This is a genomic window from Burkholderia sp. MSMB2157WGS, assembly GCF_001532755.1.
Taxonomy (GTDB): Bacteria; Pseudomonadota; Gammaproteobacteria; order Burkholderiales; family Burkholderiaceae; genus Burkholderia.
In genome coordinates this window covers 16096-28873 of the sequence record NZ_LPJG01000030.1, presented here as the reverse complement: position 1 = coordinate 28873, position 12778 = coordinate 16096, and the positions used below count along the sequence as shown (strand labels likewise).

At 64.0% G+C, this 12778-nt stretch carries 15 protein-coding genes; 7 read left to right on the top strand and 8 right to left on the bottom strand.

Translation table 11 applies throughout. From position 1 onward, the window contains the following. Window positions 1-49: 49 nt before the first annotated feature. Complete coding sequence (locus WT53_RS18765) at window positions 50-811, top strand: hypothetical protein (RefSeq protein WP_179949031.1); 762 nt, start codon at window positions 50-52, stop codon at window positions 809-811. Window positions 812-992: 181 nt separating this feature from the next. Here the strand turns inward: WT53_RS18765 and WT53_RS18760 are convergent, their stop codons facing one another. Then, entirely contained in the window at window positions 993-1283 is a 291-nt protein-coding gene (locus WT53_RS18760) for a hypothetical protein (RefSeq protein ID WP_059782991.1), read from the bottom strand. A 298-nt stretch (window positions 1284-1581) separates the two neighbouring features. Between WT53_RS18760 and WT53_RS18755 the strand changes: the two genes are divergently transcribed. Then, window positions 1582-1968 (top strand): VOC family protein, encoded by a 387-nt coding sequence (locus tag WT53_RS18755; protein ID WP_060260979.1) that lies wholly within the window; start codon window positions 1582-1584, stop codon window positions 1966-1968. Here WT53_RS18755 and WT53_RS33575 read toward each other — a convergent pair. Both WT53_RS33575 and WT53_RS18750 read right to left on the bottom strand, forming a co-directional pair. Continuing rightward, window positions 1883-2224: a hypothetical protein gene (locus WT53_RS33575; RefSeq protein WP_230624757.1), complete on the bottom strand. Its 342-nt coding sequence runs from the start codon at window positions 2222-2224 to the stop codon at window positions 1883-1885. The genes WT53_RS18755 and WT53_RS33575 overlap by 86 nt on opposite strands. An 89-nt stretch (window positions 2225-2313) precedes the next feature. After that, window positions 2314-3018: a glutathione S-transferase gene (locus tag WT53_RS18750; RefSeq protein WP_034204534.1), complete on the bottom strand. Its 705-nt coding sequence runs from the start codon at window positions 3016-3018 to the stop codon at window positions 2314-2316. 146 nt (window positions 3019-3164) lie between these two features. Here WT53_RS18750 and WT53_RS18745 point away from each other — a divergent pair, with 146 nt between their 5' ends. Beyond that, window positions 3165-3740, top strand: coding sequence for a TetR/AcrR family transcriptional regulator (locus WT53_RS18745; RefSeq protein WP_034204533.1), 576 nt, complete (start codon window positions 3165-3167; stop codon window positions 3738-3740). 688 nt (window positions 3741-4428) lie between these two features. Here WT53_RS18745 and ribA read toward each other — a convergent pair. Beyond that, entirely contained in the window at window positions 4429-5079 is a 651-nt protein-coding gene (ribA, locus tag WT53_RS18740) for a GTP cyclohydrolase II (RefSeq protein ID WP_034204532.1), read from the bottom strand. A 177-nt stretch (window positions 5080-5256) separates the two neighbouring features. On the opposite strand from ribA, the gene WT53_RS18735 reads away from it, so the two are divergent. Continuing rightward, on the top strand, window positions 5257-5718 hold the full coding sequence (locus WT53_RS18735; protein ID WP_034204531.1) for a CBS domain-containing protein: 462 nt from the start codon (window positions 5257-5259) through the stop codon (window positions 5716-5718). A 158-nt stretch (window positions 5719-5876) separates the two neighbouring features. Here WT53_RS18735 and WT53_RS18730 read toward each other — a convergent pair whose 3' ends face one another. Further along, window positions 5877-6206, bottom strand: a complete 330-nt coding sequence (locus tag WT53_RS18730; protein WP_034204530.1) for a DUF4148 domain-containing protein — start codon at window positions 6204-6206, stop codon at window positions 5877-5879. Between the two features lie 513 nt (window positions 6207-6719). Here WT53_RS18730 and WT53_RS18725 point away from each other — a divergent pair. After that, the gene (locus tag WT53_RS18725) at window positions 6720-7118 is read left to right on the top strand and encodes a GreA/GreB family elongation factor (RefSeq protein WP_034204529.1); all 399 of its coding nucleotides are present in this window, start codon (window positions 6720-6722) and stop codon (window positions 7116-7118) included. Between the two features lie 174 nt (window positions 7119-7292). Here WT53_RS18725 and WT53_RS18720 read toward each other — a convergent pair whose 3' ends face one another. After that, window positions 7293-8414 carry a porin gene (locus WT53_RS18720; RefSeq protein WP_034204528.1) on the bottom strand — a complete coding sequence of 374 codons (1122 nt, stop codon included), beginning with the start codon at window positions 8412-8414 and terminating at the stop codon, window positions 7293-7295. 585 nt (window positions 8415-8999) lie between these two features. Between WT53_RS18720 and WT53_RS32610 the strand changes: the two genes are divergently transcribed. Together WT53_RS32610 and WT53_RS18715 are read left to right on the top strand one after the other, a co-directional pair. Continuing rightward, window positions 9000-9371: a YXWGXW repeat-containing protein gene (locus tag WT53_RS32610; RefSeq protein WP_080747640.1), complete on the top strand. Its 372-nt coding sequence runs from the start codon at window positions 9000-9002 to the stop codon at window positions 9369-9371. A gap of 356 nt (window positions 9372-9727) precedes the next feature. Beyond that, the gene (locus tag WT53_RS18715; RefSeq protein ID WP_034204527.1) at window positions 9728-10204 is read left to right on the top strand and encodes a nuclear transport factor 2 family protein; all 477 of its coding nucleotides are present in this window, start codon (window positions 9728-9730) and stop codon (window positions 10202-10204) included. 201 nt (window positions 10205-10405) lie between these two features. On the opposite strand, the gene WT53_RS18710 is transcribed toward WT53_RS18715, so the two are convergent. Together WT53_RS18710 and WT53_RS18705 are read right to left on the bottom strand one after the other, a co-directional pair. After that, window positions 10406-11017, bottom strand: a complete 612-nt coding sequence (locus WT53_RS18710; protein ID WP_034204526.1) for a cysteine hydrolase family protein — start codon at window positions 11015-11017, stop codon at window positions 10406-10408. A gap of 176 nt (window positions 11018-11193) precedes the next feature. Next, on the bottom strand, window positions 11194-12444 hold the full coding sequence (locus tag WT53_RS18705) for an MFS transporter (protein ID WP_034204525.1): 1251 nt from the start codon (window positions 12442-12444) through the stop codon (window positions 11194-11196). Between the last annotated feature and the right edge of the window lie 334 nt (window positions 12445-12778).

Here is a 12778-nt window from a genome sequence, read left to right as displayed (position 1 = left end):
CGGAACGCGCGTTTCCGTCCGGGCGGCATCGTAACGAAGGAGAACCAACGTGGACCAGTCCCAGGTCTTTCGCGCGATGATGCCCGGATTGACGAGCGCCGACGGCGCCCGCATCGCGGTCGCCTACCCGTCGTTTCCCAGGCCGTTGCCGCTCGTGCGGCTCGATCGCCGCGGGCTCGTGTTTCGTGCCGCCGGCGCCGCGCCGCTCGTGTGCGGGCTGCCACGCCCGGCCACCCTGCTGGTCGCGGACGAGCCGCTGTGCTCGCTGCGCCTCGTGATCCGCGACATCGTCGCGACCGGCGACGGCCGGCACGACCTGACGATGCAGCCGTCCGGCGCCGCCGGCGACGAATTGCTGTGGCACGCGTTGCGCGATCGCGAGCCGTACCGGCGGATCCAGCATCCGCTCGCGCCGGTCGATCTGCCCGCCGCCATCGACCGCGAACAAGCGCCGGCCGGCGAAACCGCCGCGCGCCCGTCGCGCAGCGCGGCTTTCCGCCTGCCGTGCCACAGCGACGCACTGTTCTTCGCGGACTGGCTCGAATATCACTTCGACGAATTGCGCGCGCTGTCGCAACAGCACGGGCCGCAGCTGCAGCTCAATCAGCTCGAACGTCAGGTTGACGATGACGAGGTCGGCGTGCGTTTCGTGTACGACATCGACGGGCATGCGACGCGGCACGCATTGACCGACTGCGCGCGCGAGGCGTGTGCATGGATCGAGACGGAGATGCGCAGCAAATACGCGCTGCCCGTCGCGCAAGAGCGGTTCGGCGCATTCGCGGCGCACGCACGGGCCGCCGGCATGTGAACGAGGCCATGCTGCGCGGCGGCAAGTTGTGCGGATACAACGAGCGCTTGCAAACGTTCGGGTTTTCCCTTAAATTTACGTCTGTCTCCTCCATGTCTCCAAACATGGATTCAGCCCGCTCAAGCAGCGGGCTTTTTTATTGCCGGCGTGGATTGCGGGGCCACATCATTTTCCATTCCGGCTAGCCGGCCAGGTGCACGCCAGCCGGGCGCAGCCAGTAGTGATGCACCGCAAATATCAACGCGACCGCCACGACCACTGCCAGCAGCAGATACAACCAGCCCTTCCTGGTCGACGGCAGGTCCGTCAGGGCCCCGACGTCGCCCGTCAGCGCCGCCAACGCGACCACCGCCAGCCCGGCCAGTACCAACGTCCCCTTCGCCACCCATCCGAAAGCGGCCTCCAGTCCGGCCACCCATCGCGACTGACGATATGGTCCGGCAATCGGCCGACGAAGATCGGGCTCGTCCATTCGTCACCGCCCTGCCGGCATGTGCCTATCCGCGCGTCGTACGGCAGGCACGGCGAACACACGAATTCGACTGGTTTGCGAATGAGTCGCCGCTGCGACGCGGAGTGCGCATAAGGGATCGAGAAGCGTCATGTTTTTCCTTTCGCGAGACGAGGCTCGACAATTCGACCCGTTTGCTCAGGCCGGATCGATATCGTTCGATACGGCGAGTATCGCCGGAAACACGATCCGCTCGCATCGCCCAATCCGGATCGGCCGGCTTATCATTGACCGCCCGCCACTTCCCGCCGAGGCCATCTTGCACGCCCATCTGCGTATCGCCCGCCCGGTCGCCAACCTCGCCCGCACCGAGCGCATGTATCGCGACGCCCTCGATCTGTCGGTACTGGCGCGCTTCGAAGATCACGACGGTTTTTCCGGCGTGATGCTCGGACGCGCAGGCCTCGACTATCACTTCGAGTTCACGCACTGTCCCGATCATCCGATCGCGCCGTCGCCGACGCCCGAGGATCTGATCGTGTTCTACCTGCCCGATCGTCCGGAATGGGAAGCCGCGTGCGAGCGCGCGACCGCACACGGCTTCATGCCGGTGACGTCGTTCAATCCGTATTGGGAAATATCAGGCCAGACTTTCGAGGATGCCGATGGCTATCGGATCGTGTTGCAGAACGGCACGTGGCGCTGACAGGCACACGCGCGTGAGCCGTTACGCGGCGGCGCGGCCGTCGAGGCGGACATGCCTCCGCGCCCGCCGGCCTCCAGCGACGTAGCGTCAGGCATTCGGTTTCGATTCGACGGCATGATCGCCACGCGAGATTGGTGAACAGTTGCCGCCGATTGGTAAACAGTTGCCGCCCTTCGTTTCCATGCTCCGTGCCAAGGCCGGATTGCTTATGTCCTCCGAACGGAATGTCCACGCCTTGGGTGTGAATTTCATTCACCGATCGTTGGGACGCAGCAATCTGGCGGGCAAACGAAACCGCAGCACGGCGCACCGCGGCTCAAACGCGAAAGCAGTCGTCCACAAACATCAATCGGATGTCCCGCTCAGCGCCGAGAATGCCGGCTGATTTCTTACGCTGGGGCGCTCCTTCATCCTCGCGTACCACGCATGAAGCGCCACGTATTCGGCAGGCACCGGCAGTTTCACGATCGACGCGAAGATCAAACCGCCGATCACCGTGATGTCGGCCATCGAGAAGGCTTCCCCGGCGACAAACGGCTGTCTTTTCAAAACCTCGTCGAAGTAACGCATGCCCCTCAGGGCTTTGTCGCGTTGACGGAATCCCCACTCGGGGTTCTGATAGGTTTCGACGTCCGGCCCCAGCCCCGGCGTGCCGTGGTGGAAATAGACGCTGATGGCGTCGAGCAGCTCCAGCTCGGCGCGCTTGCTCATCATGTGGATCAAGCCCTGTTCGAGCGGTGTCCTGCCGGTGAGCGTGGGCGCGCCATCGAGCGCGTCCAGGTATTGGGTAATGGCCGTGCATTCGGCAATGAGCGTCCCGTCGTCGAGTTCGAGCACCGGCAGCGTGCCCGAGTAGTTCTTCTGCGCAATGAATTCCGGCCTTTTGTGCTCCCCTTTATAAAGGTCGACCATCGCAAACTCGACACGCGATTGAAGGTTCTTCTCGGCCACGGCGATGCGCACGCGTGTCGGATAGGGTCCCGTCGGAAAATCGTGGATCTTCATCAAGGGAAGCTTGGTTGCATCGAAATCGAGGATGTCGGAACTCATCGTTAAGCCTCTACAGTGCGGTTGCGTCGGAATAGACGGTGTCGGAGCCTGCGGTGTTACTACCCTACCTGCCACATGGTAGGTTTACTGTAGAAGGTATAATCGCCCCCGTCAACACTCCTTTTTTGAATTGCGAGGCCGTAGCAGTGAAGAACGAGACAAGCTCAAACTCCAAGGAGAACATCCTGGCGGCCGCCACAAAGGTCGCGCAGGCGCATGGCTACGGCGGGCTGAATTTTCGCGATCTCGCGGACGTCGTCGGCATCAAGGCTGCCAGCGTCTACCATCACTTCCCGAGCAAGGCCGATCTGGGCGCGGCGGTCGCGAGGCGCTATTGGGAGGATTCGGCCGCTACGCTGGAAGCACTGTTGGCCGAATCCTCGGATCCGCTCCAGTGTCTTCGCCAGTATCCCGACACGTTCCGCAAGGCGCTCGAGAACGGTAACCGCATGTGCCTCTGCAGTTTCATGGCCGCCGAAAGCGACGACCTGCCGGCGGCGGTGATGAAAGAGGTCCAGGCGTTTGCCGATGTCAATGTCGCGTGGCTGAGTAAAGTGCTGTCCGCGGCGGCAGTGGGTAGCGCCGAAGCGTGCGAACAACGGGCTCGCGCCATCTTCGCCGCCATTGCCGGCGCTCAGCTCATTGCCAGAAGCCGTTCGGATATCGCGCTATACGACACCTTGATAGAGACTTACCGCGTGGCAGGTCTCCTGCCGGCATAGGGGCGTGCGTGCGCGACGTAATCGCCCGCAAAACCGACGAATGCACGACCGGGCTCTTCGTCGCGTGGGGGACCCGGCCTTCCATTGGTATCGGAGCGTTGACGACGACGTTGTCCATCGTCCAACCGCGTTAATCGTGCCGCGCGAAATGAGTCGGCAAGCGCTGCGCGGCGATGGGCGACGTCGGTGCTCCAGCAATCGGCGAGTATTTCAGGGCCTCGGCCGACAGCAGGAGATGTAGCCGGGAAAGGCCGCAATGCGGACACCGGTCCGGGGCAATCAGCAGGAGAGCATCAAGCGACACGAGGGCTGATCGCCAACGAGCCCCCAGGAGGGAGGCCCAAATCACAAGACCTTTTTATTGGTTCCGCGCGATCGTGAGACGAGAGGATCACAGCATGTTCGCACCACGAAAGACGACTTCCGGTCGCCTTCGGGCGTAGCCCGGGAAAGCCGTCAAGGCCAAGTGCTGGCCCGAGGTCAGCTTGCTTGCAGTGCGCGCGCAAATCTCATCGGAAAATGGCGTAGCTTTTCGAAAAAGCTACGCCAGAACGCCAAGTTTCCCGATGTTCGGAAGTGTCGATACGATTTGCGATCAACCTGACTTTCGGTCAAAACCCTTTACCAGAAAGCCTCTCCAGGACAAATCGCTTGCCAGACGAGCGTCCCGAAGACTCCCGAATTTCCATCACTCGTTTTCTTCGAAGTAGTGTCCGAACTTCGCCTGCTTCGTGCGGATATAACGCTCGTTTTCCTCGCGCACGGGCACCGCGAGCGCCACGCGTTCGCAGACGGGAATACCGTGCTTCACGAGCGTATCGAACTTCTTCGGATTGTTGCTCATCAACCGCACCGACGTCACGCCGAGGATGCGCAGGATCGCAGCGGCCGAATCGTATTCGCGGGCGTCGTCGGGCAGGCCGAGATCGAGGTTCGCCTCGACGGTATCGCGCCCCTGCTCCTGCAGCGCGTACGCGCGGATCTTGTTGCTCAGGCCGATGCCGCGGCCTTCATGGCCGCGCAGATACAGCAGCACGCCGCGGTCTTCGGCCGCGATGTAACGCAACGCGAGATCGAGTTGCTCGCCGCAATCGCAGCGGTACGAACCGAACACGTCACCGGTCAGGCATTCGGAATGCAGCCGGGTCAGCACCGACTGCTCGCCGGCCACGTCGCCCATCACGAGCGCGAGATGTTCGGCATCGCTGCCCGAGACGCGAAATGCGTACGACGTGAACGTACCGTAGCGCGTGGGCAGCGACGCCGTGGCGACGAGCGTCACGCACTCGTCGGCCTGGCCATTGCCCGGCAGGGGCGATTGGGGACGCGAAGACATCATGAATTCAATCGAAACGTTCAGGAATGTAGGAGTTGTGTGGATGGCGCGTGACGGGAGTTTACCGCTAATCTGGAAACGTCACGCGACTGCCGCCGCCCGCCCGGCTATACTGGGCTCATCGGGTGACGCGCATCACGCCCCGCCTGCCCTGCATCGACCTGCACACGGAGAAAGCGAATGAGCACGACTGTCGCGCAGATTCTCAAGGCCAAGCCGGATTCGGGCCGTACCATCTACACCGTCACGAAGAGCGACCTCGTCTACGACGCCATCAAGCTGATGGCGGAAAAGGGTATCGGCGCGCTGCTCGTCCTGGACGGCGACGACATCGCAGGCATCGTCACCGAGCGCGACTACGCGCGCAAGGTCGTGCTGCAGGACCGCTCGTCGAAAGCCACCCGCGTCGAGGAAATCATGACGGCGAAGGTGCGCTACGTCGAACCGTCGCAATCCACCGACGAGTGCATGGCGCTGATGACCCAGCACCGGATGCGCCACCTGCCCGTGCTCGACGGCGGCAAGCTGGTCGGCCTCATCTCGATCGGCGACCTCGTGAAGAGCGTGATAGCCGATCAGCAGTTCACGATCAGCCAGCTCGAACACTATATCCACGGCACGCCCACCGTCACGTCCGCCTGATCCACCCAGCAAAAAAGGCCCAAACGCGTCAGCGTCTGGGCGGAAAGCCGCCGACATGCGGCGACGGAGGTTCTGCTCCTGCGGGCGAACGACGCGCGCGACTGGCGCGCGTCTCGTCGATTCGGCGGTGCGCCCGGGCAGACCCGCGGGATGCTCGATCAGTTACCGAAGTAGACCGAATTCACGGGATTCGGCGCTTCCCGCGTCACGCGGTGGCCGGTTTGCACGGCCCCCGTTGCCACGGCACCGTAACCGCTCGTGTCGGCGTGCGCGAGCATCGGCTGGTTCGGCTGAACCCGTTGTTCGGCCGCCTGGATGTCGCTCGGATATTGCGAATCGCTCGCCAGCGGCTTGTAGCCGTTCTGCTCGAGTTGCACGAGTTCGGCCTTGACCTCAGCGCGGGTCAACCCCTGTTCGGACTGCGCGAACGATGCAATCGGAGCGGCAAGGACGGATGCGGCGATGGCTGCGTAGATGATCGACTTCATGATTTACCTCCGGAATATGTTCTCTTTTGGCGTCGCCTCGGCAGGACTGTCTGAAGCGATTGAATTCAGTGTAGTGCGCGCGCCCCCAGGGGGAAACCCTTAGTTTGAACATACAGCGTTGCATTTCTGGAAAAAATCGCCCACTGTTTCCGGACAGGGTCGTTGCAACTTGCTTCATCTCCACAACAATCGCTGACGAAAGGCCGACAGCCGGATCACATGGCCGGAAGGTTGTGTTGTAGAATCGTAAGGTTTCCTTCGCCAGTCGATATTCCATCCACCATGTACGCGCTCACGCCCCTTTTGGTTTCGCCGTCCGGCTTGGCCGGCGTGCGCGTGCGCGCCGGCCAGCCGGCGCATCCCCTCGTTCGACGCACGGCCCAGGCACCGCTCGCCCCTGCCCGGCGCCTGATCTGACCGCTCGGTCTCCACCCGGAGCCAGGTTAGACAGGCTCCGGGCGATCCTCATAGGCACGCCACGCCTGCCCTCTGCCGATCATTTGGAGAACCACCATGAAACAACGCCTTTACCAGTTGACCGAACTCGACGTCGCTCGCCTCGAAAAGCATGCCGAGCACAATCCGCGCTTTCAGGCGATGCTCGACACGCTGCTGGAGCGCGCCGATATCGTCCGGCCCGACGCCATCAAGGCGAACGTCGTCACGATGAACTCGCAAATCACGCTGCTCGACGAAGCAACCCAGGAACAGGCCACCTGGACGATCGTTTATCCGGACGCCGCCAATCTCGAACTCGGTCGCCTGAACGTCTTCTCGCCCGTCGGCATGGCGCTGCTGGGCACGCAACGCGGCCAGATGGTCAAGGTGATGCAACCGAGCGGCGCCGAAAAGCTGATGAAGGTTGCCGCGATCGTGTTCCAGCCGGAAGCCAACGGCGAATACACGCGTTGAGCCCTCGGCGACCAGCGCCGCGCCACACGGGCGCAGCACGAAAAAAGCGAGGCACAGGCCTCGCTTTTTTGTATCCGGACGGTCCGGGTTGCCGTCATCGCGTTCCGCAGACGAAAAAAGGCGCCCGAAGGCGCCTTTTCGATGCTGCGAAGCGGGTTACCCCGCCCGTCACGCTTAGAAGCGGTGACGCAGACCAACCGTTGCTGCGGTTTGGTTGATCGACGAGCTCGGCAGGTTGTTGGCGAAGGTGTCGCCGTTGTAGATCGACGCGCCGATGCCGTTCTTCGCTGCACGCTGGTACACAGCTTGTGCGTAGACGTCCGTGCGCTTCGACAGTGCGTAGTCAGCTTGCAGACCGAACTGGTTCCAGTGCGTGCTGCCGTTGTTGATCTTCGCGTTCGTGTACGTGTAAGCAGCACCCAGGCCGAGAGCCGGCGTCAGGTTGTACTTTGCGTTGACTTCGTAGTTGTCGGTGCGCAGCGTGCCTGCAGCAACTGCGTTGTTGTCGAGACGCGCTTGCGTCCATGCAGCGCCGACTTGCGCCGGGCCGAATGCGTACGCAGCAGCAGCACCGTACGTACGGACGCGGCCTTGGCTAGCGATGCCACCGATTGCCGACGACGTCGCGCCGTTTGCGTTCGTACCGTCACCCAGGTTTGCTTGCGAGTATGCTGCACCCAGCTTCAGGCCTTGGAACTGGTACGACAGACCGCCGCTGTATGCACGGTTGTTGCCGAAGTTCGTGCTGTTCGAGAACGAGTACGTGCCGCCGAATTGCAGACCAGCGTAGTTAGCGCTCGTGTACTTGATCGTGTTGTTCTGCGCGACGTCGCCGTTCGTGCTCAGGCGGTCGAGGTTCAGCGGGTGCGCGAAGTACGTGCCGCCCCACGAGCCCGTTGCCGTCAGCGGCGCCAGGTAGTCTTGCGTTGCGTCATACTGCTTACCCAGCGTGACCGTGCCGTACTGGCTCGACAGGCCAACGAAAGCCTGGCGGTTGAACATGCCGCCGTTGCCGTTTGCGAAGCGGCCGTTACCGATGTTGAAGCCGCTTTCCAACGTGAAGATCGCCTTCAGGCCGCCACCCAGGTCTTCCGAGCCACGCAGGCCGAAACGGCTCTGGTCAATGCCCGAACCCATTGCCCAACGCGACTTGCCAGCTTGGCCGAGTGCCGGCTGGACGTTGCTCGTGTAGGTGATGCCTGCGTCCAGCACGCCGTACAGCGTGACGCTGCTTTGCGCGTGAGCGACGGTAGCGAACGATGCTGCAGCTGCTGCAACGATCAGAGTCTTGTTCATTCGTGGAGCTCCCTTCTAAAAAGAGGCAGGTCTCGCGACCTTGTTCATAAACGGTCTTCAACCGCCCGGGAGCGCCATCGATCCTGCTGGCGGCGCCCGGATAGTTGCCCGTTTGGGAACCGTGAGTTTAGGGGTGTACCCTAGGGGAGCGATCCGCAAATAAAGAAATAAGCTTTTCCAGAACTAGAAATAATGAAAGTGGGGCCGCGTCATAAGTATTTGTTTTAACGTTTGTTTTTGACCTCTTGACGCCGGCTTTTTGGACGCTTTCATCGCACCATTCTTTCATGTCATCGGCTTGACGGTTGCATAGAAACAACAAACGGATTCGGTTCGGCACATCAAAAACGGTAATTGTTACCTCTTACAATCTCAAATATTGGCCTTTCCGCCTCTAAAACGTCCCCTCGGTACCCTAAACAGGGGTCGATACCTGTTCCACGGCGAGATTCCGTCAGGCGTTGGAAAGGAAACAGCGGCTCGACCTGCCGTGACACGCGGTAACAGCCTTAACCGGCCCCGTAACGCGGCGGGCAGGCCGGCAGGCTAATGTAAGGCAGCCCCGCATACAGAACAGGAACCGCCATGAATCGACGCTCGTTGCTGCGCGCCATCGGATTGACCGCCGCCTTCGTCGGCACCGGCTGGCTGCGCGCCGCCTCGGCCCAGCCTTCCCCGCCCGTGTATCGGCCCTCGGGTCCGAATCGTGTACCCGGCGGGCCGCCCTATGCAGACCGGCCGCGCTTCGCGCCGCCGGCGGCACGCCACGACCGTCGCCCGCCCCCGCCACGGCCGCATGGCTATATATGGACGGACGGCTATTGGCGCTGGCAGCGCGGCCGCTATATATGGGTACCCGGTCGCTGGGTCGCGCGACGCCCCGGGCGCCGCTGGGTACCCGGCTACTGGCGCCGTCAAGGGTCGGTGTGGGTCTACGTCGACGGCTCGTGGCGGTGAGCAGCGGCCCGGCTCCGGCCGACGAAGAGCCGGCGCCGAGCCGCGCGCGAGAACCGACGCGGTCCACGCCACGAAATCGTGCGTTACGGCAGCCGCGCTGCAGTCGACATATCGTCGGTCGCCATTCCGGCGGCATCGTTCCGATAACGAAGTCACAAGATGTGGCGATGCGAATGCGTCCGGGACGCTTCAACCCATCGAGATCGTCTACTGCACACCGCCGGTCAACGAACCGATGCGCGCACCGCGCTCAGCGCCCGCCGCCGTCCGGCTCGCGCGCCGGCCGTCCCGACCCGCGCAACCCGCGGCCGCTCGCCCATCCCGTCCACGTATCGCCAGACAAGGAAAAACGCTACATGTCATCGCCCCGCTCCTCCGTTCGCGCAGGTGCCGCATTCGTTCTGCTGGCCGCATCGACCGCTGCGCTGGCCGCCGGCCCGGCCGCACGCGACCTGGCCACCGAGGAAGCCAACCGCCAGCTCGTACTGACGTTCTACGATCGCTTCTCCAACCGGCACGAAGCAGTCGAGGCCGCCGCCGTCGTCGCGGACGACTACAAACAGCACAACCCGTACGTGCCGGACGGCAAGCAACCGTTCGTGTCGTACTTCGTCGGCACGTTTCAGAAGAACCCGGCATCGCGTGCGCGCATCGTCCGCAGCGCGGCCGACGGCGATCTCGTCTACCTGCACGTGCATGCGACCGAGCATCCGGGCGATCGCGGCGAAGCGGTGGTCGACATCTTCCGCGTGAAGGACGGCAAGATCGTCGAACACTGGGACGTGATTCAGCCGGTACCCGAAACGTCCGCGAACCGGAACACGATGTTCTGATGCACGAGGCCGGACGCGATCGCCCCCCCTATGCCGGCCGAATCGACGCTGCTTCGCGAGCTTCGATGGCAATCGGTTCGCCCGTTCGGTAGCGACGCTCGCGCAGCCCCGTGCGATCGAGACGTGCATTTGCATTTGCGTTCGCAGCGAAGCACGTACGTCGCACCAGCCCCCGGGCGATCGGCGCGCGAACTGGCGCCGTCACGCGACACCCAGCGCCAGCACCTGCTCGGTGGTCAGCACGTCGCCGAACGTGTCCGACAACGCGGCCAGCGTCGCACGATGGAGGTCGCGGTGCGGCACCGTGCCGCCGTCCGCGACGTCGAGATCGCGCGTCGCACAGGCATCGTCGACGACGATCACCGCATAGCCGAGCGGCACCGCATCGCGTGCCGCGCCGGCCACGCACGCATGCGTCATCAGGCCGGTGACGATCAGCGTGTCGATGCCGGCCGCCTTCAGCCGCGCATCGAGGTCCGTCGTCGGGAAGACGCTCACCGACGTTTTCTTCACGACCGTGTGAGCGGGCGCCGGCTGCAGGTCCGCATGAAAGCGGAAGCCGTCGCTGCCGTCGGCGAAGATCGGGCTGTCTGCCGACCCGACGTGCTGGACGTGGAACACCGGAATACCGGCGCGGTCGGCGAACGCGATCACGCGCCGTGCATTGCCCAGCGCACGCGGCCCGTCCGGAATCGGCAGACGGCCGCTGAAGTATTCGTTCTGGAAATCGATCACCAGCAGCGCGGTGCGCGCGGTGGCGATCGACGTCGGCGCGCTCGCGCCGGCCAGGGTACGGATGGTCGGATGTTGCATGGGATGTCCTCTCGGTCGACACATTGGCGGAACGGCGCGCCGGCCTTGCGGCGTCGCCGGACGCGGCCCGGAACCTCCCCGGCCGCGACGCGCCAGTGTCGGGCCGCGCGGCGTGTCGCGACAGCGGCGCGCGGGACAACGTCCGACAGAATCGGGCCAACGTGCGCGACCGCCGCCTACGACAGCACGGCCGTTCGTGCGCCCGGCCGCGTACGGCCGTAAGCGACCATCATCGCGAAGCTGAGCAGGAAACCCGCGCCGCCGATCATCAGCAGGCCGATTTCGCCGAATACGGGCAGCAGGTTCGTCAGCGCGCCCGTCACGACCCACGCGACCGCCATCACCGAGCCCGCGACGCCGAGCGCCCAGCCCTGCCGATCGTCGCTGACGGCATCGGAAAACGCGGTATACATCGTTGTGTACGCAACCATGTCGAAACAGCCGACGACCATCGCGAGCACCCACAGCACCGGTTCGTGCGGAAACAACGCGGACAGGATCTGGCCAAGGCCGGCCACCAGCAGGCCCGTCTTCGCGATGTCGATCACGCCCCACACGCGCAGCATCAGCCGCACGACGCACACCAGGCCGAACACGAAGCAGATGCCGATCACGCCGCTGAACAGCCCGAGCCGCGCGCTCGTATAGCCGAATTTCGCCTGCAACAGCAGCATGATGGTCTGCAGATAAAGCCCGTAGCCGACCTGCATCAGGAAGAACACCACCGACAGGAACGCGACGTTGCGCTGGCGCGCGGCCTCCCGAATGATCCGCAACGGCAGCAGCGGATCGATGCGCGTATCGCCGCGCGGCGCGGCGCAATCGCGATACGACGCCCAGGTCCAGCACGCGCAGATCAGCGACAGCGCCGCGACCAGCACGAACGGCGTGCCGTAGTCGAACAGCGGCGAGATCGTCCGGTCGGACGCGACGCCGCCGAGCACCGGGCCGACGATCACGCCCGCGCTGAACGCGAGCGACATGATGCTCATGTCGTACGCCTTCGTATCGGGCGTGCCGAGATCGGCGACGGCCGCCTGCGCGATGCCCTGGCACCCGGCCATCAGACCGGTGAGCCCGCGGCCGGCGAGCAGCAGCGCGACGCTGCCCTGCCACGCACCGGCCGCCATCGTCGCGTAGCCGATCGCGAGGCCCAGCAAGCACAGCAGCAGGATCCGACGGCGGCCGTAGCGATCGGACAGCTCACCCATCAGCGACGAGCCGAAGAACATGCACAGCGGGTAGATTCCGTAGCCGAGACCGAGATAAAAATTGCGCGCGTGTGCGCTGGCGCCGGCCGGCAGGATGCCCGCGTGCGGATCGCTGAAGATGGCGGACATCATCGGATAAACGAGCCCGAACCCCATCGCGTCGAGCGCGATGGCGAGCAGGCAGGGGCCGAGCAGTTTGTAATCGAACCGGGACATGGCGACCTTCCGGACAGAGTGGACGATCGCCCAAGCGTAATGATCGGGCCGCCGCCGCGGTAGGCCGCCGCCGGCGATGCTAAGCATCGGTTCGTGCGATACCCCGCATGCGGCCCGCGCCGATGGCTCATCGTCCCGGCCGTGCGGTCGCGACTCGACGCACGGCGGGCGGCCTGAAGCAGTCGGCGCGCGACCGCGCACGGCGCGCCGACGTACATGAACACGCTGGTGAGGAGCCAGAACGACGCCGCGAACGGCACGTACCACGCGGGTACGACGGGCGGCCCGCTCGCACGCGTCAGCCACGTGACGACGAACGTCGCGACGCGGTGAG